21 protein-coding genes are annotated in these 22873 nt (G+C 58.8%); 16 read left to right on the top strand and 5 right to left on the bottom strand.

Translation table 11 applies throughout. The features are described from left to right. The first annotated feature begins 1 nt into the window (after position 1). On the top strand, positions 2 to 2536 hold the full coding sequence (gene clpA / locus RTCIAT899_RS08375; protein WP_015339787.1) for an ATP-dependent Clp protease ATP-binding subunit ClpA: 2535 nt from the start codon (positions 2 to 4) through the stop codon (positions 2534 to 2536). A 109-nt stretch (positions 2537 to 2645) separates the two neighbouring features. On the opposite strand, the gene RTCIAT899_RS08380 is transcribed toward clpA, so the two are convergent. The 4 genes from RTCIAT899_RS08380 to RTCIAT899_RS08395 form a co-directional block, all read right to left on the bottom strand. Then, complete coding sequence (locus tag RTCIAT899_RS08380) at positions 2646 to 3074, bottom strand: HIT family protein (RefSeq protein ID WP_015339788.1); 429 nt, start codon at positions 3072 to 3074, stop codon at positions 2646 to 2648. Positions 3075 to 3115: 41 nt separating this feature from the next. Continuing rightward, complete coding sequence (locus RTCIAT899_RS08385) at positions 3116 to 4303, bottom strand: GNAT family N-acetyltransferase (RefSeq protein WP_015339789.1); 1188 nt, start codon at positions 4301 to 4303, stop codon at positions 3116 to 3118. Positions 4304 to 4425: 122 nt separating this feature from the next. Beyond that, positions 4426 to 5145, bottom strand: a complete 720-nt coding sequence (locus RTCIAT899_RS08390) for a glycerophosphodiester phosphodiesterase (protein WP_015339790.1) — start codon at positions 5143 to 5145, stop codon at positions 4426 to 4428. Continuing rightward, positions 5145 to 5612 carry a RidA family protein gene (locus tag RTCIAT899_RS08395; RefSeq protein ID WP_015339791.1) on the bottom strand — a complete coding sequence of 156 codons (468 nt, stop codon included), beginning with the start codon at positions 5610 to 5612 and terminating at the stop codon, positions 5145 to 5147. Before RTCIAT899_RS08395 ends, RTCIAT899_RS08390 begins: the two co-directional genes overlap by 1 nt. Before the next feature lie 135 nt (positions 5613 to 5747). Here RTCIAT899_RS08395 and RTCIAT899_RS08400 point away from each other — a divergent pair, with 135 nt between their 5' ends. The 15 genes from RTCIAT899_RS08400 to tnpA all read left to right on the top strand — a co-directional run bounded on the left by RTCIAT899_RS08400 (position 5748) and on the right by tnpA (position 21358). After that, positions 5748 to 6575, top strand: coding sequence for a cell envelope integrity EipB family protein (locus RTCIAT899_RS08400; protein ID WP_015339792.1), 828 nt, complete (start codon positions 5748 to 5750; stop codon positions 6573 to 6575). Positions 6576 to 6780: 205 nt separating this feature from the next. Beyond that, positions 6781 to 7548: a 30S ribosomal protein S2 gene (gene rpsB / locus RTCIAT899_RS08405; RefSeq protein ID WP_015339793.1), complete on the top strand. Its 768-nt coding sequence runs from the start codon at positions 6781 to 6783 to the stop codon at positions 7546 to 7548. 272 nt (positions 7549 to 7820) lie between these two features. Next, complete coding sequence (tsf, locus tag RTCIAT899_RS08410; RefSeq protein ID WP_015339794.1) at positions 7821 to 8747, top strand: translation elongation factor Ts; 927 nt, start codon at positions 7821 to 7823, stop codon at positions 8745 to 8747. 237 nt (positions 8748 to 8984) lie between these two features. After that, positions 8985 to 9704, top strand: coding sequence for a UMP kinase (pyrH, locus tag RTCIAT899_RS08415; RefSeq protein WP_015339795.1), 720 nt, complete (start codon positions 8985 to 8987; stop codon positions 9702 to 9704). Positions 9705 to 9760: 56 nt separating this feature from the next. Next, positions 9761 to 10321 carry a ribosome recycling factor gene (gene frr / locus RTCIAT899_RS08420; RefSeq protein WP_015339796.1) on the top strand — a complete coding sequence of 187 codons (561 nt, stop codon included), beginning with the start codon at positions 9761 to 9763 and terminating at the stop codon, positions 10319 to 10321. Positions 10322 to 10424: 103 nt separating this feature from the next. After that, positions 10425 to 11171, top strand: coding sequence for an isoprenyl transferase (locus RTCIAT899_RS08425; protein WP_015339797.1), 747 nt, complete (start codon positions 10425 to 10427; stop codon positions 11169 to 11171). Further along, the gene (locus RTCIAT899_RS08430) at positions 11171 to 12004 is read left to right on the top strand and encodes a phosphatidate cytidylyltransferase (protein ID WP_015339798.1); all 834 of its coding nucleotides are present in this window, start codon (positions 11171 to 11173) and stop codon (positions 12002 to 12004) included. Before RTCIAT899_RS08425 ends, RTCIAT899_RS08430 begins: the two co-directional genes overlap by 1 nt. 126 nt (positions 12005 to 12130) lie before the next feature. Continuing rightward, positions 12131 to 13804 carry an RIP metalloprotease RseP gene (rseP, locus tag RTCIAT899_RS08435; RefSeq protein WP_015339799.1) on the top strand — a complete coding sequence of 558 codons (1674 nt, stop codon included), beginning with the start codon at positions 12131 to 12133 and terminating at the stop codon, positions 13802 to 13804. Positions 13805 to 14001: 197 nt separating this feature from the next. Then, complete coding sequence (bamA, locus tag RTCIAT899_RS08440; RefSeq protein WP_015339800.1) at positions 14002 to 16335, top strand: outer membrane protein assembly factor BamA; 2334 nt, start codon at positions 14002 to 14004, stop codon at positions 16333 to 16335. A 51-nt stretch (positions 16336 to 16386) separates the two neighbouring features. Continuing rightward, positions 16387 to 17454 carry a UDP-3-O-(3-hydroxymyristoyl)glucosamine N-acyltransferase gene (gene lpxD / locus RTCIAT899_RS08445; protein ID WP_015339801.1) on the top strand — a complete coding sequence of 356 codons (1068 nt, stop codon included), beginning with the start codon at positions 16387 to 16389 and terminating at the stop codon, positions 17452 to 17454. Further along, on the top strand, positions 17447 to 17920 hold the full coding sequence (gene fabZ, locus RTCIAT899_RS08450; RefSeq protein ID WP_041677401.1) for a 3-hydroxyacyl-ACP dehydratase FabZ: 474 nt from the start codon (positions 17447 to 17449) through the stop codon (positions 17918 to 17920). The genes lpxD and fabZ overlap by 8 nt, the downstream gene beginning before the upstream one ends. Further along, positions 17917 to 18732 carry an acyl-ACP--UDP-N-acetylglucosamine O-acyltransferase gene (lpxA, locus tag RTCIAT899_RS08455; RefSeq protein WP_015339803.1) on the top strand — a complete coding sequence of 272 codons (816 nt, stop codon included), beginning with the start codon at positions 17917 to 17919 and terminating at the stop codon, positions 18730 to 18732. The genes fabZ and lpxA overlap by 4 nt, the downstream gene beginning before the upstream one ends. Positions 18733 to 18734: 2 nt before the next feature. After that, positions 18735 to 19616: an LpxI family protein gene (locus RTCIAT899_RS08460; protein ID WP_015339804.1), complete on the top strand. Its 882-nt coding sequence runs from the start codon at positions 18735 to 18737 to the stop codon at positions 19614 to 19616. Then, a complete protein-coding gene (gene lpxB, locus RTCIAT899_RS08465; protein ID WP_041677412.1) occupies positions 19613 to 20794 on the top strand; it encodes a lipid-A-disaccharide synthase in 1182 nt (393 codons plus the stop codon). The genes RTCIAT899_RS08460 and lpxB overlap by 4 nt, the downstream gene beginning before the upstream one ends. 129 nt (positions 20795 to 20923) lie before the next feature. Continuing rightward, the gene (gene tnpA, locus RTCIAT899_RS08470; RefSeq protein WP_015339464.1) at positions 20924 to 21358 is read left to right on the top strand and encodes an IS200/IS605 family transposase; all 435 of its coding nucleotides are present in this window, start codon (positions 20924 to 20926) and stop codon (positions 21356 to 21358) included. 86 nt (positions 21359 to 21444) lie between these two features. Here tnpA and gltA read toward each other — a convergent pair whose 3' ends face one another. Beyond that, on the bottom strand, positions 21445 to 22734 hold the full coding sequence (gene gltA, locus RTCIAT899_RS08475) for a citrate synthase (protein WP_015339806.1): 1290 nt from the start codon (positions 22732 to 22734) through the stop codon (positions 21445 to 21447). Between the last annotated feature and the right edge of the window lie 139 nt (positions 22735 to 22873).

Below are 22873 nucleotides of genomic sequence, written 5' to 3' on the forward strand. Positions count from 1 at the left end.
CGTGCCAACATTTTCGCCTAGTCTTGAGAAGGCGCTGCATCAGGCACTGACCTACGCGAACGAGCGGCATCACGAGTATGCCACGCTGGAACATCTGCTTTTGGCGCTGGTAGACGACGCCGATGCCGCAGCTGTCATGGGCGCGTGCAATGTTGATCTCGACGCGCTCCGTAAGACTCTGACTGAATACGTCGATAATGAACTCTCCAACCTGGTCACGGGCTATGATGAGGACTCGAAGCCGACCTCCGGCTTCCAGCGCGTCATCCAGCGCGCCGTGATCCATGTGCAATCTTCCGGCCGCGAGGAAGTGACGGGCGCCAATGTTCTCGTCGCGATTTTCGCGGAGCGGGAAAGCCATGCTGCCTTCTTCCTGCAGGAGCAGGAAATGACCCGCTACGATGCGGTCAACTATATCTCTCACGGCATCGGCAAGCGCCCGGGTTCCTCCCAGACCCGCACGCCGCGCGGCGCCGAGGAAAGCGAATCCGAGAGCAAGCCGACCTCCCGCGGCGAGCAGGAGGAGGGCAGTGGCAAGAAGCAGCAGGATGCGCTGAAGGCCTACTGCGTCAACCTCAATGAGAAAGCCAAGAGCGGCAAGATCGATCCGCTGATCGGCCGCCACTCTGAGGTCAACCGCACCATCCAGGTGCTGTGCCGCCGCTCGAAGAACAATCCGCTCTATGTCGGTGACCCCGGCGTCGGCAAGACGGCGATTGCCGAAGGTCTTGCCAAGCGAATCGTCGAGGGCAAGGTTCCGGAAGCGCTCGCCGATGCCACGATCTTTTCGCTGGATATGGGCACGCTGCTTGCCGGCACCCGTTATCGCGGCGATTTCGAAGAACGCCTGAAGCAAGTCGTCAAGGAACTCGAGGAGTATCCGGGCGCCGTGCTGTTCATCGACGAAATCCACACTGTTATCGGTGCGGGCGCCACCTCCGGTGGCGCGATGGATGCGTCGAACCTGCTGAAGCCTGCTCTTTCCTCAGGCGCGATCCGTTGCATCGGCTCGACCACCTATAAGGAATACCGTCAGTTCTTCGAGAAGGACCGGGCCCTCGTCCGTCGTTTCCAGAAGATCGACGTCAACGAGCCGAGCATCGAGGATGCCATCGAAATCATGAAGGGCCTGAAGCCCTATTTCGAAGAGTATCACCACCTGCGCTACTCGAACGACGCCATCAAGTCGGCTGTCGAGTTGTCGGCCCGCTATATCTCCGACCGCAAGCTGCCGGACAAGGCGATCGACGTCATCGATGAAACCGGCGCCGCGCAAATGCTGTTGCCGCCCTCGAAGCGTCGCAAGCTGATCACCGAGCGCGAGATCGAGGTGACGATCGCCACCATGGCCCGCATTCCGCCGAAGACGGTTTCCAAGGATGACGAGATGGTTCTCGCCAACCTCGAGCAGGAACTGCGTTCTGTCGTCTACGGCCAGGATACGGCGATCGAAGCACTTTCGACCTCGATCAAGCTGGCACGTGCCGGCCTGCGCGAACCGAACAAGCCGATCGGCTGCTACGTCTTCTCCGGCCCCACCGGCGTCGGCAAGACGGAAGTTGCCAAGCAGCTTGCCTCGTCGCTCGGCGTCGAGCTGCTACGCTTCGACATGTCGGAATACATGGAGCGTCATACGGTTTCCCGTCTGCTCGGTGCACCTCCCGGCTACGTCGGCTTCGACCAGGGCGGCCTCCTGACCGATGGCGTCGATCAACATCCGCACAGCGTGGTTCTGCTCGACGAAATCGAGAAGGCGCATCCGGATATCTTCAATATCCTGCTGCAGGTCATGGACCACGGCGCGCTGACCGACCATAACGGCAAGAAGATCGACTTCCGCAACGTCATCCTGATCATGACGACCAATGCGGGCGCTTCGGAAATGGCCAAGGCCGCCATCGGCTTCGGTTCGTCCAAGCGTACGGGCGAGGATGAAGAGGCTCTCAACCGCCTGTTCACCCCGGAATTCCGCAACCGTCTGGACGCGGTTATTCCCTTCGCGCCGTTGCCGACGACCGTTATCCACAAGGTCGTGCAGAAGTTCATCATGCAGCTGGAAGCGCAGCTTTCCGAGCGGAACGTTACCTTCGACCTGCATGAGGACGCAATCGCATGGCTGTCCGAGAAGGGTTACGACGACAAGATGGGCGCCCGTCCGTTGGCGCGCGTCATCCAGGAAAACATCAAGAAGCCGCTGGCGAACGAAATCCTCTTCGGCAAGCTGAAGAAGGGTGGCGTCGTCACCGTCACGGTCGGCAAGAAGGAAGACGGCTCGACCGGCATCCTGCTCGAGGCGATCGCCGACACCGCTCCGATCCGGCCGAAGCCGGAAGCCGAAGTGGGCGATGTGCCGGCCGAGGTGGAAGAGGATGACGGCGACACGACAGTCAAGGCCAGAAGCCGCGTCGGCAAGGCTGCAACGGCAGCCGATAGCCGCCGCTCGGCTAAGGCTGCGACATCAGGTGAAAGCGGCGAGTCCGAAGGCAAGTCACCACGCAAGGGCGGTGGCACGGTTCCTAAGGTTCCGCGTAAGTAGTCACCGATCGGTGATTTGAGAAAAATGAAACGGCTGCATTAGAGATAATGCAGCCGTTTTTATATGGTTATAAGAAAAATCTCAGAGAGGACTTGAGGAACTCAGCGCATCAAGACAGCGCTTCGATGATCTTCCTCGCGTTTTCCGCCAGCACGGCGCCATCCTCCATCTTGCCCGAATGCGGCTTCAGCGCGACACCCTCGATGCGCGGGATAACATGGAAATGCAGATGGAACACGGTTTGTCCCGCGGGGGGCTCGTTGAACTGCGCGATATAGACGCCGTCCGCGTCGAAGGCTTCCCGAACGGCGACGGCGATCTTCTGTACCACAGTGATAGCCTGCTGCAGCGCGGCCGGATCGGCGTCGAAAATATTGCGGGAGGGCGCCTTCGGCACGACAAGCGTATGGCCCGGCGACTGCGGCATCACATCCATGAAGGCGACTGTGTGCTCATCCTCGTAGACGCGGTAGGAAGGGATCTCGCCTTTCAGGATCTTTGCGAAGATATTGTTGTCGTCATAGGCGGGGCTGGTCATCCAGGGTCTCCTCGTCTTGCGTTTGTGTTTATGCCGAACGGTTAGATATCCTGCCGCTCACCCTTGCGGAAGGGGCTGTGCTCGGTGAGGATTTCGCTCATCTCCTCCACTTGTTCCCGCTCATGCTTCAGATAGTCCGCAACGGCGCGTCGCAGGCCCTGATGACCGATATAGTGCGCGGAATGCGTGATGACGGGAAGATAGCCACGCGCCAGCTTGTGTTCGCCCTGCGCCCCGGCTTCCACACGCTTCAAGCCTCTACTCAGCGCAAAATCGATCGCCTGATGATAGCAGACTTCGAAATGCAGAAAGGGATGATCCTCGATGCAGCCCCAATGGCGGCCATAAAGCGTCTCGCCGCCGATGAAGTTGATGGCGCCGGCGATGTAACGTCCCTCGTGCTTCGCCATGACGAGCAGGATATCATCAGGCATACGCTCGCCGATCAGCGAATAGAATTTCCGCGTGAGGTATGGGCGGCCCCATTTGCGACTGCCGGTATCCATGTAGAAGGCGAAGAACTGGTCCCATATGCCCTCCGTCAGATCGCTGCCGGTCAGCCAGTCGATGGTGATGCCGTGCTCGACCGCCGCGCGCCGTTCCTTCTTCAATGCCTTGCGCTTACGCGATGCCAGCGTCTCCAGGAACGCGTCGTGATCGGCGTAGCCCTCGTTGATGAAGTGGAACTGCTGGTCGGTGCGATGCAGATAACCGTCGGTTTCGAAAACAGAAATCTCGTCTTCCGGCAGGAAGGTGATGTGCGCTGAGGAAACGCCGAGCTGGCGGGTGACCTCTTTCAGACTTTCGGCAAGCGCCGGCTGCAGCACGCTTCGGTCCTGTCCCTCGGCAACCAGCAGCCGCGGGCCGGTGGCGGGCGTGAAGGGAATGGAGCACTGCAGCTTCGGATAATAGCGGCCGCCGGCCCGTTCGAAGGCATCGGCCCAGCCGTGGTCGAAGACATATTCGCCCTGGCTATGGCTCTTCAGGTAGCCCGCGACGGCACCAAGCAATTCGCCGCCGTCGGTTTCGAGCAGCAGATGACTGCCGAGCCATCCCGTTTTGTCGGTCGCGGAACCGGACTCCTCCAGCGATGAGAGGAAGGCGTGCGAAACAAAGGGATTGTAGGGCAGGACGCTGCCGGTTCTGGACGCTCCGGCGAGCTTCGACCAGCTTTCCGGGGCGATATTCTTGAAGGATCGTTCGACTCGAATGGATAATTCGTCTGTCATCAAACTCTTGCGCTTGGAAGGAAGGGAGGGGCTTTCACCGCTGCGCCATCCGCCCGATGGGCGTGTTGTCGGCGCAGCGGCAATTTGGGTATGCGCAAAGCCTCTCCTTCAATCGATGCCGATTACGAGGCCTGGCGCGGATCAAAACCTTCGAAGGTCATCTGGTCTGCATTGGCAAATGTATGTTTGCGGGCCGCTTCGTCGCGCACGGTCCAGGTGATGACCGGAATACCGCGCTGGCGTTGCGCCGTAACAAAGGGGTTCGGCAAGTGGCCGTAGAAGTACGAAATGAAGTCTAGCCCAAGATGCATGGCTTCGTCATGCTGAAAAAACGTCTCAGGCTTGTTTCCTTCGGCCGTCAATCCCACAGGGTAGGGTGCCTCCAGGCTTTTAAGATCCTTCAGCAGCCAATGGTCGAAGCTCATCAGGGCCACATGCCCTTTATAGCCTTCCAGCACTTCGAGCACGGATTCGGCAAAGCCTTCGTCATCGCCTTCGCGTCCTTTCAACTCCAGCACCAGCGGCACCTTACCGCCGCAGAGCTGCAGGAGTTGCTTCAGCGTAGGGATCTTGTCCTTGGTACCGCCGATAGAAAGCAGGCCGAGTTCCGCCGAGGTGAGCTCGCGCACTTCGGCCGGCAGGTTGCAGACGCGCTGGAGGTCGTCGTCATGGAAGACCACGGGAACGCCGTCCGAGGCGTAGTGGAGATCGCACTCGATGGCAAAGCCGGCTTCGATCGCGCGGCTGAAGGCGGAAAGTGTGTTCTCCCAGACTTCTTTGTTCATGTCATGATAGCCGCGGTGAGCGACGGGGCGCTCGGTCAGCCAGGCAAACTTGCTCATTATGCGATTTCCAGAATGGCATCGATTTCAACGGCGGCATTGAGCGGCAGGGCGGCCATGCCGACGGCGGCGCGGGCATGCTTGCCGGCTTCGCCCAGTACGTTTGCCAGAAGATTGGATGCGCCGTTGATCACAAGATGTTGTTCGACGAAATCGGGCGTTGAGGCAACGAAGCCATTGAGCTTGATCAGCCGCTTGATCCGGCCGAGATCGCCGCCGAGGGCGGCTTTTGCCTGAGCGAGAATATTGATGGCGCAAAGCTCTGCCGCCCGCTGCCCGCCGGCTACATCGACATCCTTGCCGAGATGACCCGTCACGCCGATCTTGCCGTTTTCCATCGGCAGCTGGCCCGATAGATAGAGAAGATTGCCGCTGATGACATAGGGAACATAATTGGCGGCCGGTGCTGCGGCCTGCGGCAGAACGATGCCGAGTTCCTGCAGGCGGGCCTCGATAGCGTCGGACATTTTCATCTCCCGTTTTGTTGTAAAAACTTCAAAAATCCGGCATCAAGACTAAATTCGGTCACTTAGGATCGGCAGCCTCGTTTCAGCCGAAAGCGTTCTTATAACATCGCGTGCGAGTCCAACAGGAGATAATGAATGTTCCGCTCGAGTCTTGCTGCTACCGTTTTTTCGGGCCTGAGCATTCTTTCCCTAGGGGCCTCTGCAGCCCATGCGGCCGGTCCGAGCGGACTGATCGCGCATCGCGCCGTCTACGAGCTCGAACTGAAGGATGCCTCTGATCGCTCCGGCATTTCCGGCATGGTCGGCCGCATGGTCTATGAGTTCGAAGGCTCGGATTGTACCGGATTCACCACCAATTTCCGCTTCGTGACGAAGATCGATACGGGGGACTCAACGCGCGTCAGCGACCAGCAGACGACGACCTTCGAGGATCTCGGCAAGCGCTTGTTCCGCTTCGAAACCAAATCCTATACCGACAGCCAGCTCGACAAGGATGTGCGCGGCGCGGCAAGCGACGACCAGAAGGGCATCAAGGTCGACCTCACGCAGCCGCACAACAAGCAGGTCCAGATCATCGAGAGCCGTTTCCCGACGGAGCACATGCTCGACATCATCCATAACGCGAAGCTCGGCAAGAATTTCTTCGAGGCGCAGGTCTTCGATGGTTCGGATGACGGCGACAAGCCGCTGATCGCCACCACTGTCGTCGGCAAGGAGCAGACGCCGGCCACCGATGATCCCGATGCTGACAAGGCTGGCGCCTTCTCCAAGACACCTTTCTGGCCGGTGACCGTGGCTTATTTCAACGAAAAGTCCACGGGCGACGCCGTACCCGTCTACCGAATGTCCTTTAAACTCTACGAGAACGGCATCACGCGCGACCTCACCATGGATTATGGCGACTTCGTGCTGACTGGTAAGCTCACCAAGCTTGAAGTTCTCGGTACGAAGGCCTGCCAGTAGCCAGCTGCGGGATGGATTGCGATAAGAATCGGCTATTTTGAGCCTCAAGCCTTGCATTCCACGCGAATCGAATGTATGGGCACCCGCATTCCACACGTAAGGCATGGGATTGTCCGGGAGAAATCCGGATTGTTCCGCCCGGTGGCATTCTCGAAGAGGATGCTGTTCGCCTTGCGGAGGTTCAACCGGAAAAGGATACAAAGGCATGGCATTGCCCGATTTTTCTATGCGCCAGCTTCTCGAAGCAGGTGTTCACTTCGGCCACCAGACGCACCGCTGGAACCCGAAGATGAAGCCGTACATTTTCGGCGATCGTAACAACATCCACATCATCGACCTCGCTCAGACGGTTCCGTTGCTGAGCCGCGCTCTGCAGGTTGTCAGCGACACCGTTGCCCGTGGCGGCCGCGTTCTGTTCGTCGGCACCAAGCGTCAGGCGTCCGAACTGATCGCTGACAGCGCAAAGCGTTCGGCTCAGTACTACGTCAACGCCCGCTGGCTCGGCGGCATGATGACCAACTGGAAGACGATCTCCAACTCGATCCAGCGTCTGCGCAAGCTCGACGAAATCCTCTCCGGCGAAGCCCAGGGCTTCACCAAGAAGGAGCGTCTGAACCTTGAGCGCGAGCGCGAAAAGCTCGACAAGGCCCTCGGCGGTATCAAGGACATGGGCGGCACGCCGGACCTGATGTTCATCATCGACACCAACAAGGAAAAGATCGCGATCGACGAAGCCAAGCGCCTCGGCATCCCGGTCGTCGCCATCATCGACTCGAACTGCGATCCGGACCTGATCGACTATCCGATTCCGGGCAACGACGACGCCTCGCGCGCCATCGCTCTTTACTGCGACCTGATCTCGCGCGCTGCCATCGACGGTATCGCTCGCCAGCAGAGCGCATCGGGCCGTGACCTCGGCGCTTCCGTAGAAGCTCCGGTCGAGCCGACCCTGGCGGACGGCACCGAAGCCTGATCGCGCCAAGAGGCGGACAATAAACCGTCCGCCCAAGCGCAATGACATCCGGGATAAGGCCGTTTGCGACTTAACAAGTTCGGGCGGCCTTATCGCGTTTTTGGTAACTGCTCGCCTGGACGGAAAATCCAGGCATGTTCCAATCAAGAATTCCACAGTATGACGCTGCTTCATAACGCTGTCATACTTACGGGTACATTTCGTCCCTCAAATCGGTGCCGCTTCGGCTTGACGCCCTTCGCCGCACCGTATGAACCGACAAGAGGAAGCTTATGACCGAGATTACGGCTGCACTGGTGAAAGAACTGCGCGAAAAGTCTGGCGCAGGCATGATGGACTGCAAGAAGGCGCTGACCGAGACGAACGGCGATATCGAAGCCGCGATCGACTGGCTGCGCGCCAAGGGCATCTCCAAGGCCGACAAGAAGTCCGGCCGCACCGCCGCTGAAGGCCTGATCGCCATCGCCGGCGCCGGTCACAAGGCCGTTGTCGTCGAACTCAACTCCGAAACCGACTTCGTTGCCCGCAACGATGCCTTCCAGGACCTCGCTCGCGGTATCGCCGAAGTTGCGCTGTCCACCGACGGCACGGTTGAAGCTATTTCGGCTGCGACCTATCCCGCATCCGGCAAGCCGGTCGCCGACGCCATCAAGGACGCGATCGCAACCATCGGCGAGAACATGACGCTGCGTCGTGCCGCCAAGCTGGAAGTCGAGCACGGCGTCGTGGCGACCTACATCCACAACGCTGCCGGTGACGGTATCGGCAAGCTCGGCGTTCTCGTCGCCCTGAAGTCGGTCGGTGACAAGGCCGTTCTGACGTCGATCGGCCGTCAGATTGCCATGCACATTGCTGCTACCAACCCGCTGGCTATTCGTGCCGAAGAAGTCGACGCCGCCGTCGCCGAGCGCGAACGCAACGTCTTCATCGAACAGTCCCGCGAATCCGGCAAGCCGGAAGCCATCATCGAAAAGATGGTCGAGGGCCGCATGCGTAAGTTCTTCGAGGAAGTCGCTCTTCTCTCGCAGGCTTTCGTCATCAATCCGGACCTGACGGTCGGTGCTGCCCTCAAGGAAGCTGAAAAGACCGCCGGCGCCACGATCGAAATCACCGGCATGGCCCGTCTGCTGCTCGGCGAAGGCGTCGAGAAGGAAGAAAGCGACTTCGCTGCAGAAGTTGCTGCTGTCGCCAAGGGCTGATCTGAGCATTCCCAGGAAAAGTGCGTAGCGGTTTTCCGTTCGGAATGCGTAAGGAAACAAAACGATAGGGCTTTTCCGCAGTTTGAAGACGTGCGGAAAAGCCCGATCGAAAAGAGACATATCCCGGTTTGGTGAAACCATATCAGGGAAAACGTATGGGCATCGCGTGACAACGCGGTGCCCTTCGTGTATCCGGCTTTCACAATCATTCCCCGGTGATCACTTCAAGGAGCTACGATGTCCCAGCCGATCTACAAGCGCGTGTTGCTCAAGGCCTCTGGTGAAGCTCTGATGGGCAGCCAGGGTTTCGGTATCGATGTCACCGTCGCGGACCGGATTGCCGGCGACATTGCGCAGGCGCGCGAAATGGGTGTCGAGGTCGGTGTCGTCGTCGGTGGCGGCAACATCTTCCGGGGGGTAGCCGTGGCTTCCAAGGGTGGGGACCGCGTGACCGGCGACCACATGGGCATGCTTGGCACGGTCATCAATGCATTGGCCCTGGCGACCTCGCTGCGCAAGCTTGATATCGATACCGTCGTGCTCTCGGCCATCTCCATGCCGGAAATCTGCGAGAGCTTCTCGCAGCGCGCCACGCTTTACCACCTCTCGCTCGGCCGCGTGGTGATCTTTGCCGGCGGTACCGGCAATCCCTTCTTCACAACCGATTCTGCCGCCGCGCTGCGTGCCGCCGAAATGGGCGCCCAAGCGATCTTCAAGGGAACCCAGGTCGATGGCATCTATTCCGCCGATCCGAAGAAGTTCCCCGATGCCGAGCGCTTCGAGCAACTGACCCATAGTCAGGTGCTCGAGAAGGGGCTGGCGGTCATGGATGTCGCAGCCGTTGCGCTTGCACGCGAAAATTCCATTCCGATCGTCGTCTTCTCCATTCACGAGAAGGGCGGTTTCGCGGAAATCTTGACCGGCGGCGGCCGCAAGACCATCGTATCAGACAATTGATATTCCCGTGACGTCGGGTCAGCCCCGGTGTCGCCTCATTACAGGGGAGCATAGACATGAGTGAAGCCAGCGATCTCAAGGAACTGAAGCGCCGTATGGATGGCGCCATTGCGGCATTCAAGAGCGATATCGCCTCACTGCGCACCGGGCGTGCATCCGCCAACATTCTCGATCCCGTGACGATCGAAGCTTATGGCTCGCGCATGCCGCTGAACCAGGTGGCCAACATCACCGTGCCGGAGCCGCGCATGCTGACCGTGTCGGTATGGGACAAGTCGATGGTCAGCGCCGCCGAGCGAGCCATCCGCGAATCCAATCTCGGCCTCAATCCGATCGTCGATGGCCAGAACCTGCGCATCCCGTTGCCGGAACTCAACGAAGAGCGGCGGCGTTCGCTGGTGAAGGTCGCCCACGAATATGCCGAAAAGGCGAAGGTAGCGATTCGCCACGTGCGTCGCGATGGCATGGATGGCCTCAAAAAGGCCGAAAAAGACGGCGTAATCGGTCAGGACGAGAGCCGCTCGCTCTCCGAACGTGTGCAGAAAATGACGGATGAGACGATTTCGGAAATCGACCGCTTGCTAGCGGACAAGGAAAAGGAAATCATGCACGTCTGATCGTACGCTGGGGAGTGTCGAGCTTTTCGCAATATTGAAAGCCGCGACCGCGCCCTAGATTACCAGACCATAGCATCTTTCCGCTGAACGAAACCGGACCCATATGTCAGCTCCTACGTTGTCTGCCGTACCTGAACACGTTGCCATTATTATGGATGGCAACGGTCGCTGGGCCAATGCGCGCGGCCTGCCGCGCACCATGGGTCATCGCAAGGGCGTGGAGGCGGTTCGGGAGACGGTGCGGGCGGCGGGCGACATCGGCATAAAATATCTCACGCTGTTTGCCTTCTCTTCGGAGAATTGGCGCAGGCCCGAGGCGGAGGTGAGCGATCTCCTCGGACTTCTCAAGGCCTTCATCCGTCGAGACCTTGCCGAACTTCATCGCCAGAACGTACGTATCCGCGTCATCGGCGATCGTACCGGTCTGCGTGGCGATATCCTGCCCCTGCTGCTCGAGGCGGAGGAGACCACCAGGAACAATACGGCCCTGACGCTGGTCATTGCCTTCAACTATGGCTCGCGCGACGAAATCACGCGTGCCTTCGTAAGTCTTGCCAGGGATGTCGAAGCCGGAAGGCTGCGCCCGCAGGACATCACTGCGGACCTGGTCGATGCCCGTCTCGACACGGCCGGTATTCCCGATCCGGATCTCATAATCCGCACGAGCGGCGAGGAGCGGCTCTCGAATTTCCTGCTCTGGCAAGCCGCTTATTCGGAATTCATGTTCGTGCCGGACTATTGGCCCGATTTCAGCCGCGAGCTCTTCTTCTCGGCGCTGGAGAAATATGCTGCGCGCGACCGGCGTTTTGGCGGCCTTTCCGCCAAGCAAGCGGCGGCCGTGGGGTCCTGATGAGCCGCGAACTCAGGCTGCGCATTATCTCTGGCATTATTCTCGCCGTCGTCGTTCTTGCAGCTACCTGGTATGGCGGCACAGGCTTTCGCCTGCTGGCCGCCGTGATCGGGCTGCTCGTCTATTATGAATGGTCGACGATATCGGATCTGCATGGCCGCGATCCTCAGGGAAACGCGCTCGGCTGGCTTGGGCTCGTATTGATCGCCGGTGCGACCGCGTTGAGTGAATCCGTCTATTCTATAGAGGTTCTTGCTGCCTTCGTCGCTGTCACGGCGATCATGGTCGCCGCGCGCGGCAAGAGCTGGTGGCTGCCGGGCGGCATATTCTATTCCGGACTGACGGCGATTGCCCTTGCCGAGATTCGCGATGACGATTTTCGCGGCTTCGTGCTGATGCTGTTCATCTTTGCCGTGGTATGGGCGACCGATATCTTTGCCTATTTCGTCGGCCGCGCTATCGGCGGCCCGAAGCTGGCGCCACGCATATCGCCGGGTAAAACATGGTCGGGCGCAATCGGCGGCGCCGTCGCAGCCGTCGTTGCGGGAGCCGCTGTCGTCTGGAGCTTCTTTTCAGCTGAAGACCTGTGGATTCCCGTCCTTGCCCTGGTGCTTTCGGTCTGTAGCCAGATCGGCGACCTATTCGAGTCATTCATCAAGCGCAAGTTTGGCGTGAAAGACTCCAGCCATCTGATTCCCGGACATGGCGGCGTCATGGATCGGGTCGATGGACTAATTTTTGCTTGTTTTGCAGCGTTTTTGTTGGCTATCGTAATATCGCTGACAATGGGCGGCGAGACCTTTTCATTGGGCGGCGTTCTGCTCGGGGTCTGATACCAGAGCAATTCCAGGAAAATCGCGCAGCGGTTTTCCGTCTGGAGTTGCGAGAAAACAGAAAGATGGAGTAGTTCGGAGCTTCCGTGAAAGCTTGAACCACTCTAACACGAACAGGATCGTTGCATGGGTAGCGCGGCTGGCTTCATCGGTTTCTTGACGAACAACGTCATTACGTTTGTTTTTGTGCTGTCGCTGCTCGTTTTCGTGCACGAAATGGGCCACTATCTGGTGGGACGCTGGTCTGGCATCCGCATCATGGCTTTTTCGATCGGCTTCGGGCCGGAGATTGCCGGATTTACCGACAGGCACGGCACCCGTTGGAAGCTTTCCCTCATTCCGCTCGGCGGTTATGTGCGATTCTTCGGTGATGAGGATGCCTCCAGCAAGACCGATGTGGATCAGCTCTCGGCGATGACGGAGGAGGAGCGCGCCCAATCCTTCGCCGGCGCCAAGCTCTGGAAGCGGGCTGCAACCGTGGCAGCAGGCCCGATTGCCAATTTCCTGCTCGCAATTGTGATCTTTGCCGTTCTTTTTAGCGTTTATGGCCGCACGGTCGCCGATCCTGTCGTTGCCATGGTGACGCGTGACGGCGCGGCCGCGGAGGCTGGCATCGAACCAGGCGACCGCCTGATCGCTGTCGATGGCAACAAAGTGACGACTTTCGATGAAGTGCAGCGTTATGTCGGCCTGCGCCCGGGCCGTACTATCGTACTGACCGTCGACCGCGACGGTCAGAATCTCGATTTCCGAATCGTGCCGAAGCTGGTGGAGGACACGGATCAGTTCGGCAACAAGATGGAAATGGGTCGCATCGGAATTGCGCTGGTCGATCCGGTCGTCACTGCGGTGGAACCGGCCGGACCGGCGGCAAAGGCCGGCGTGCAGGCGGGAGATCGCCTGATTGCCGTTGATGGCAATAATGCTGCCACCTATTACGATATCGGCCGCTACATCGCCGAGCACCCTGGCAAGAGCATCGTGCTGACCGTTCAGCGTAATGGCGTGATCCGCGATTTCACGATGACGCCCGAAACATTGCCGGATACGGATGCATCCGGCGACAAGAAGGATGTCGGCAGCATCGGCATCGCGCCGATCGATCCGCTGATTGCGTCGATCGGTGCTGACAGCCCGGCCCAGGCGGCAGGTTTGGAGCTCGGTGACCGCATTCTTTCTGTGGATGGACGAGCAATCGGCTCCATCGGCGAGGTCCAGCGTTATGCTGCAGCTCATGCCGACAAACCCATCACGCTCTCGGTGGAACGCAAGGGCCAGACACGCGAAGTGGCCGTGACGCCGAAAAAGTCGGAGGAGACCGATGTCTTCGGCGCTCGGACGGAGATTGCCACGATCGGGATCGGCGACGGACAGAAGCCGATCAGGCTGCGTTACGAGGCTTATGGGCCGCTGCGGGCGCTTTCCGAAGGGGTGAAACAGACCGGCAGCATCGTTTCCGGCACCTTTGAATATCTCGGCAACGTCATCGGCGGATACATGAAGGCCGATCAGCTCGGAGGACCTATTCGGGTTGCGCAACTTTCGGGGCAGATGGCAACCCTGGGTTTTGCTGCGGTGCTCCAATTCGCCGCCATACTTTCTGTTTCAATAGGGTTATTAAATTTGATGCCGGTCCCGGTACTTGATGGCGGCCATCTGATGTTCTATGCGATTGAAGCTGTAAGGGGAAAACCTCTGGGTGCACGGGCGCAGGATATCGCTTTCCGGATTGGATTTGCGATGGTGCTCTCGCTCATGGTGTTTGCGACCTGGAACGATATTAGTTCCAGAATAGGCTAGTGGGGCGACGAGAGGAAAATTACGATTTATTTACGATGTTTCAAAGCCGTAGTGGCGAATGGGCCACGCTTTGAAATGAAGTAAACAGAAATTAACGTGCTCCCTTGCTTGTATGTCAAAAGCGGGTAAAACGACACACGTGGCCGGAATCGGGTTCGCTCGAGGCTGGGGACGATTGAAAAAAGGTAAGAAGTGAAATGAAGGCTGGTTCAAAATTTTTGAACGCAGTGTCGGCGGTAGCGCTGTCTGCAGGTGTTGTTGCGTCGGGCGCTGGTGTGATCACCCTTGCCTCTGCTTCTGTCGCTGAAGCAGCTGTTATTCAGCGGGTCGACGTTCGCGGTGCTGGGCGCGTCGGCGAGACGGCCGTCCGGGATAATATCACGATCAAGCCCGGCAAGAGCTTCTCCGCCAGTGACATTGATGCTTCGGTGAAGCAGCTCTATGCCACCGGATATTTCTCCGATGTCCACATTACCGTTTCGGGTAGCACGCTGGTCGTATCGGTCAGCGAAAACAAGCTCATCAACGCTGTGGTCTTCAACGGCAACCGCAAGATCAAGGACGACAAGCTTCAGGGCGTCGTGCAGACGCACGCTGCAGGCCCGTATAACGAGGCGACCGTTCAGGCTGACGTCAAGACCATCAAGGATGCCTATGCATCCATCGGTCGTAACGATGTGCAGGTGACGACGCAGACCGCCGAGGTCGCGCCGGGCCGTCTGAACGTGGCCTTCGTCATCAACGAAGGCGAGCGTACCAAGATCGACAAGATCAATTTCTCGGGCAACCAGGCCTATGGCAGCGGTCGCCTTGCTTCGGTCATCGGCACGAAGAAGAGCAACTTCCTATCGTTCCTGACGCGTAAGGACGTCTACAGCCCCGAGCGCCTGCAGGGCGATCAGGATCAGCTGCGTCAGTTCTACTACAATCACGGTTATGCCGACTTCCGCGTCGTCAGTGCCGATGCGACGCTGAATGAGCAGAACAACGAATACACGCTGAACTTCAACGTCGATGAAGGTCCGCGCTACACCTACGCCGACATCAACGTCGTCTCGACCGTCGAGGGCATAAATGCCGACGAGTTGAAGGGCCTTGTCATCACCCACAAGGGCGATGTCTACAGCGCCAAGGATATTCAGACTTCGATCGAGAACATTTCCAAGCGCGTCGCGGCTGCCGGCTATCCGTTCGCCCGCATTACTCCGCGCGGCAACCGTGATCTGTCTGGTCATACCATCGGCATCGAATATCTCGTCGACCAGGGCGAGCGCGCCTATGTCGAGCGTATCGAAATCCGCGGCAATACCCGCACGCGCGATTACGTCATCCGCCGCGAGTTCGACCTGAACGAAGGCGATGCTTTCAACCAGGAAATGATCACGCGCGCCAAGCGTCGTCTTGATGCGCTCGGCTACTTTACCAAGGTCGATATCTCGACGGCTCAGGGCAGCGCTCCGGACCGCGTGGTCGTTATCGTCAATGTCGAAGATCAGCCGACCGGCTCCTTCGGTATCGGCGCCGGTTACGCTGTCGGCAACAATGGCGGCCTGCTTCTCGAAGCCTCGGTCGAAGAAAAGAACTTCCTCGGTCGCGGTCAGTACATCCGTCTCGCCGCAGGTGCCGGCACGGAAGGCAATCGTACCTACAACATCTCGTTCACCGAGCCTTATTTCCTCGGTTATCGTCTGGCTGCCGGTTTCGATATCTTCAAGAACCAGACGTCGAGCGACGATTACTACGATTATTCGGAAGAAGGCTTCTCGCTGCGCGTCACCGCGCCGATCACCGAGAACCTGGCAACGACCCTGCGCTACAACTACAAGCGCCTGACCTACGACGGCACGAACGATTGGCAGAACAATCTTTCGGCTCCGTATCTCAACCTCGTCGAGAATGGCCCGTGGGTGCAGTCGACGGTTTCGCAGACCTTCACCTACAATACGCTTGATGATCAGAACCTTCCGCGTGAGGGCATCATCGCCAAGTTCACGCATGAATTTGCGGGTCTCGGCGGCGACTCCGACTTCTACAAGCTGAGCGGTAAGGCTCGTTACTACCAGATGATCAGCGACGAAGCCGATATCATCGGCTCGCTGACGGTGGGTGCCGGCTACGTGATGCCGACGAATGGCAAGCTGAACGTCTTCGATCAGTTCACGCTCGGCGGCCGTGAAATCCGCGGCTTCGAGAATGCCGGTATCGGTCCGCGTTCGTCGCATGGCGATCCGCTTGGTGGCACGACTTACTTCACAGCTTCGGCTGAAGCGAGCATGCCAATGCCGGGTGTTCCTCAGGATATCGGTCTGCGTATCGCAGCCTTCGCCGACGCAGGCACGCTCTACGGCAACAAGGCGAATCTCTTCGGCGATACGCTTCACAATGACAACTCGATCCGCGCATCGCTCGGTGCCGGTCTGATCTGGTCGTCGCCGTTCGGTGTCATCCGCGTTGACTATGCGGTGCCGGTCTTGAAGGAAGATTACGACAAGACTGAGAATTTCCGGTTTGGCATCGCCAACCAGTTCTGATATCGGCAGTCCAGAACTGCGGGCTTGAACACCGTTCTGGAGCTGGTGCTTATGGAACATACTGGTTTTTTCCCGCCCCATGGTGGCGTCAGCTTGAAACAGCTGGCTGAGCATCTTGGGGCGGAACTGGCTGATGCAACCTCTTCGGAGGTCGTCATCAGATCTATCGCTCCCGTCTATCGGGCAGGCGAAGGTGATATTTGTTATATCCTTTCCCGAAAGAATCGTGCTGAGCTGGAGACCTGCAAGGCTTCGGCGATCATTTGCCTTCCGGCGTTGAAATCTTTCGTCCCCGATCACATCCCGGTACTTCTGTCGAAGAAGCCGCATACGGATTTTGCCATTGCCGGTGCATTGCTGCATCCGCAAGCCATGCGGCCCGTTACGTTTACCGCGAATCCGGCGACGATTTCGCCCGCCGCGACGATCGATGCGACCGCTAAGCTGGAGGCCAATGTCGGCATCGAGCCGGGTGCAATTATTGGCCCGGGTGCAGAGATCGGCGAGGGGACCTATATCGGCCCTAACGCCCTCATCGGGCCGGGTGTCAAAATCGGGCGCAATTGCAGCATCGGCGGCGGCGCGAGCGTGCTCTGCGCCTATCTCGGTAACGGCGTCATCATCCACAATGGCACGCGCATCGGTCAGGACGGTTTTGGCTATGCGCCGGGACCGCGTGGCATGGTTAAGATCGTGCAGATCGGCCGCGTCATTATCCAGGATAATGTCGAGATCGGCGCCAATACCACGATCGATCGCGGCACCATGGATGATACCGTGATCGGCGAAGGCACGAAGATCGACAATCAGGTCCAGATCGGACATAACGTCCGCATCGGTCGTCACTGTGCTATCGTCAGCCAGGTCGGTATTGCCGGAAGTACGGTGATCGGCGATGGCGTGCAGATCGGCGGGCAGGCTGGCCTCAACGGACATATCCACATCGGCGACGGCGCGCAGATCGGCGCCAAGAGCGGTGTGATGAACAGCATCCCGGCGGGCGAGCGCTATGCGGGCCTCCCGGCGCGGCCGCTATGGGATTTTCTAAGGGAATCGGCGGAGATCGCAAAGCGGTCAGGAGCCAGAGACAAGAAAGACGGGAGTGCGGAGCATGACTGAGGAAGCCAAGGCGTCGTTATCATCGGCTGACGTTCTGGAAATTATGAAGCTTTTGCCGCATCGCTATCCCTTCTTGATGGTCGACAAGATCATTGAGATCGATAGCGATAACTCCGCGATCGGCATCAAGAATGTGACGGCGAACGAGCCGCAATTCACCGGACATTTTCCGGAATCGCCGATCATGCCGGGCGTGTTGCTCATCGAGGGTATGGCGCAGACTGCGGGTGCGATCTGCGCCCGCAAGGATGGCATCGGCGGCAACCTCGTCTACTTCATGACGATCGACAACGCCCGCTTCCGCAGGCCGGTCGTTCCGGGCGACCGCGTCGAGTTCCACGTCGTCAAGCAGAAGCAGCGTGGCACGATCTGGAAGTTCCATTGCGATGCCAAGGTTGACGGTTCTCTGGTGGCCGAGGCTGATATCGGCGCGATGATCGTACGGAAGGATCAGGAACAGGCATGAGCAGCATCGCAAAGAGCGCCCGCATTCATAAGCTGGCGGTTGTCGAGGACGGCGCAGTCGTCGGCGAGAATGTTGTTGTTGGCCCGCTCTGCTACGTCGGTCCCAAGGTTGTTCTGCACGACGATATTCAGTTGCTCAATAATGCAGTCGTGACCGGCCGCACGACGATCGGGAAGGGAACGAAGATCTTTCCGATGGCTGTCGTCGGCGGTGATCCGCAGAGCGTTCACCATCACGGCGAAGAGACGACGCTTGATGTCGGCGAGAATTGCACGATCCGCGAGGGCGTCACGATCAACACCGGCACGGCCGATTACGGCGGCAGAACGATCGTCGGCAACAACAATCTCTTCCTCGCCAATTCGCACGTCGCACATGATTGCCGCGTCGGCAACAATGTCATCATGTCGAATAACGTCATGCTGGCCGGGCATGTGACCATTGAGGACCGCGCTATTCTTGGCGGCGGCTGCGCTGTGCACCAGTTCACCCGTATCGGCAGGCAGGCCTTCATTGGAGGGCTTACGGCAGCCAGCTACGATGTTATCCCTTACGGCATGTTGAACGGCAATCCCGGCGTGTTATCAGGATTGAATGTCGTCGGGATGAGCCGCGCGGGGATAGATCGCGCCGTCATTCACCGCGTTCGCCGCGCCTACAAGAGCATCTTCGAAGGTGAAGGATCCATTCGCGACAATGCAGCGGCTATCCGCGAGGAATATGCCGATTGCAAGGAAGTGATGGAAATTCTCGATTTCATTGCTGCCGAAAGCGACCGCGCGCTTTCATCGCCGAATCGCGGCAAGAGCTGAGGGTGGTTTCGGCCAGCGAAAACGGCAAGGGCAGACTGGCGATCATCGCCGGCAGTGGGCTTTTGCCGGTTTACGTCGCCGATGCCGCCCGCCAAGCCGGAGAGAATCCTGTCATTATTGCTTTGACTGACGAAGCGGACCGCGACTGGTCTGCCTTCGATCATGCCAATCTTGGCGTCGGCAATTTTGCCGGTCTCGAGGCAATGTTCCGCCGACACGGTGTCGATCGTGTTGTCATGTCGGGCGGTGTTGCACGACGTCCTTCGTGGCGTCAGGTGCATCCGACTTGGCGTGTCATCAAGGAATTACCCTCCACCATCCGCACTCTTCTTTCGGGAGGGGACAACGCCGTTCTGCAGATGGTCATACGTCTGATCGAGGCCGGTGGCGTTCGCGTCGTGGGTGCGCATGAAATTGCGCCGGATCTTTTGGCGGCGACGGGGCCGCTTGGAAAAATCTCGCCGGCGAAAGAGGATCTGCGCGATATTGCCCAGGGCGCAAGGGCCGCCGATGCGCTGGGGCTTTTGGATGTCGGACAGGGTGCCGTCAGCGTCGGCGGCCGCGTTGTCGCGCTTGAGGGCGCCGAGGGTACTGACAAGATGATCGAGCGAGTTGCCGAACTGCGTGCGGCCGGACGCATCTCGACGCGCCGCCGTGGCGTTCTCGTCAAACTCTGCAAGCCGCAGCAGGATATCCGCGCTGATCTACCGTCGATCGGCGTGTCTACGGTATCGAACGCCAAGAAGGCTGGACTGGCCGGCGTCGCCGTCGAAGCCGGCAGAGCGCTGATCCTCGACCGGCAAGCGGTAATTGCCGCTGCCGACGAGGCCGGCATTTTCGTCTGCGGCATCGACCGTGGCCTGAGCGCCGAGGGCTTCATGTGAGCGCGGCGCCTTTGAAGCTTGCCGTCGTTGCCGGAGAAGTCTCCGGCGATCTCTTGGGCGGCGATCTCATCGCAGCCTTGAAGCGGAGTCACGGTGGTGCGATCGAGCTGGTGGGCGTCGGTGGCGAGGCGTTGGAGGCACAAGGTCTGCGCTCGCTCTTCGATTACTCCGAGCTCTCGATCATGGGCTTCATTCAGGTCATCAAGCGGCTGCCAAAGCTACTGGCCCGCATCCGGCAGACGGCAGATGCGATCATTGTCGCAAAGCCCGATGTGCTTCTGATCATCGATAGCCCCGATTTCACCCATCGCGTTGCCAAGCGTGTGCGCAAGGCGCTGCCCGACCTGCCAATCATCGATTACGTCTGCCCCAGCGTTTGGGCGTGGAAGGAATATCGCGCGCAGAAGATGCTCGCTTACGTCGACCATGTGTTGGCCGTATTGCCGTTCGAGCCTGCTGCCATGGAGCGCCTGGGCGGCCCAGCAACCACCTATGTCGGCCACCGCCTGACGGTCGATGCTAATCTGCTGGACACTCGCCGTCAGCGCGCCTTGCGCGGTCTGGCAGGCCCAGATGCACAAAAGACGATCTTGCTTCTGCCCGGATCGCGTGCATCGGAGATTCGGCAGCTACTCCCGGTTTTTGAGCAGGCTATCGAAGAACTTAGCCGGAGAAATAACAATCTTCGTTTTCTGCTGCCGACAGTGCCGAAACAGGAGGCGCTGGTTCGCTCGCTGACGGAAAATTGGCAGGTCAAGCCGGATATATTTGTCGGGCAGGATGCCAAGTGGAGCGCCTTTGCTGAGGCCGATGCTGCCATGGCCGCCTCCGGAACCGTGATCCTGGAGCTGGGCCTAGCCGGGGTTCCGGTGGTTTCGACCTATAAGACCGAATGGCTGGCGAAATTCGTGCTGTCGCGGATCAAGATCTGGACGGCCGCCTTGCCGAACCTCATCGCCGACTATGCTGTACTGCCGGAGCTCATCAATGATGTTCTGCGACCGGGCATGCTGGCCCGCTATATGGAGCGGCTGGCGAGCGAGACGCCGGAGCGTGCGGCGATGCTTGCCGGTTACAATCTCGTTTGGGAGCGAATGCAGACCCAGGAGCCGCCCGGCGATAAGGCGGCGCAGATTGTTCTGGATGTTCTAGCCCATAAAAAAACCGGTCATCTCTGACCGGTCTTTTTGTTATATCCATAAATAAACCTCCACCTACGGTGGAGGACTGGACGAGTTCTACACGGTAGTTAAGAGACCTCCTGCTTGAACCGCTGGCGTGGCCCAGACTTCGAACAAGGAGGTTATATGGATGAGCAAACGCTCTCGCATGCGACGTGGGACTGCAAGTATCACGTTGTTTTTGGCAGCAAATACCGCACGAAGAGACTCTACGGGGACGTGCGGCGTGAGTTGGGAGAACTCTTACGTCGGCTGGCACAGCAGAAAGGCTGCCAGATCGAGGAGGGTCATCTGATGCCCGACCATGTGCATATGTTGATATCGATCCCGCCGAAATACTCGGTTTCGCATATTGTCGGCTTCTTGAAGGGTAAGACGGCCCTTTACGTAGCGAACAAATATGCGCGCAAGCGCCGCTACAAAGGTTATCACTTTTGGGCGCGCGGGTATTTCGTATCGACGACGGGCTACAATGAGCAGGTCGTCAGACAATATATCCGTCATCAGGAAAAGGCCGACAAAGCTTCCGACTTTGCCGACCTCTTCAATCGTAGCTACTAAGCGCTAACAATACCGCTTCTAGCGGTTCAAGCGCAGCGTTTCAAACCTCCACCTCTGGTGGAGGTCATGACTTTCAATACCGAAGCTTAGCGCTTGGAAACAGGCACATATTCGCGCAGCGGAGCACCGGTGTAGAGCTGGCGCGGGCGGCCGATGCGCTGATGCGGATCCTCGATCATTTCGTTCCACTGAGCGATCCAGCCGACTGTGCGGGCAAGAGCAAAGAGAACGGTGAACATGGTCGTGGGGAAGCCGAGAGCCTTCAGCGTGATGCCGGAATAGAAATCGACGTTCGGGTACAGCTTCTTCTCGATGAAATATTCATCGGTCAGAGCGATGCGTTCCAGCTCGATCGCGATATCGAGCAACGGATCGTCCTTGATGCCGAGCTCGCCGAGAACTTCGTGCGCTGTCTTCTGCATGATCTTGGCGCGCGGGTCGTAGTTCTTGTAGACGCGGTGGCCAAAGCCCATCAGGCGGAACGGGTCGTTCTTGTCCTTGGCGCGGGCGATGAATTCCGGAATGCGGTCGACCGTGCCGATTTCGTTCAGCATGTTCAGGGCCGCTTCGTTGGCGCCGCCGTGAGCCGGTCCCCAGAGGCAGGCGATGCCTGCTGCGATACAGGCAAACGGATTGGCACCGGAAGAGCCAGCCAGGCGAACCGTCGACGTGGAAGCATTCTGCTCGTGATCGGCATGCAGGATGAAGATGCGGTCCATGGCGCGCGCAAGCACCGGATTGACGACATATTCTTCGCACGGAACCGCAAAGCACATGCGCAGGAAGTTCGACGCATAGTCGAGGTCGTTCTTCGGATAAACGAAGGGCTGGCCGATATGGTACTTATAGGCCATGGCGGCCAGCGTCGGCATCTTGGCGATCATGCGCAGGCTTGCGACCATGCGCTGGTGCGGATCGGTGATGTCGGTCGAGTCGTGATAGAAGGCGGAGAGCGCGCCGACACAGCCGCACATGACGGCCATCGGATGCGCGTCGCGGCGGAAGCCGGTGAAGAAGCGCGACATCTGCTCATGCACCATCGTGTGGTGGGTCACGCGATAGTCGAAGTCCTTCTTCTGCGCTGCCGTCGGCAGTTCGCCGTAGAGAAGGAGGTAGCAAACTTCGAGGAAATCGCCGTGTTCGGCCAGCTGATCGATCGGATAGCCGCGGTGCAGCAGAACGCCTTCGTCGCCATCGATATAGGTGATGCTCGACTCGCACGATGCGGTGGAGGTGAAACCAGGATCGTAAGTGAAAGTAGAGGTGTTCTTGTAAAGGGCACCAATATCAATGACACTCGGGCCGATGGTTCCGGTCTTGACCGGCAGGTCCACCGTCTTTTCACCCCAAGTTAGTTTCGCGCTTTGTTCCGTCATGCTGATCCTCCAAGATTTGGCGGGATTGACGCCATAAAAAGCGCCAAAAGGTTAAGCGACTACCGACTAGCTATATGATCCAGAGCCTAATGCCAAGTTATCCTAACGCCGAATTGTGCAATGCAGTATCAACTTTTGG

It is taken from the genome of Rhizobium tropici CIAT 899 (assembly GCF_000330885.1).
Classification (GTDB): Bacteria; Pseudomonadota; Alphaproteobacteria; order Rhizobiales; family Rhizobiaceae; genus Rhizobium; species Rhizobium tropici.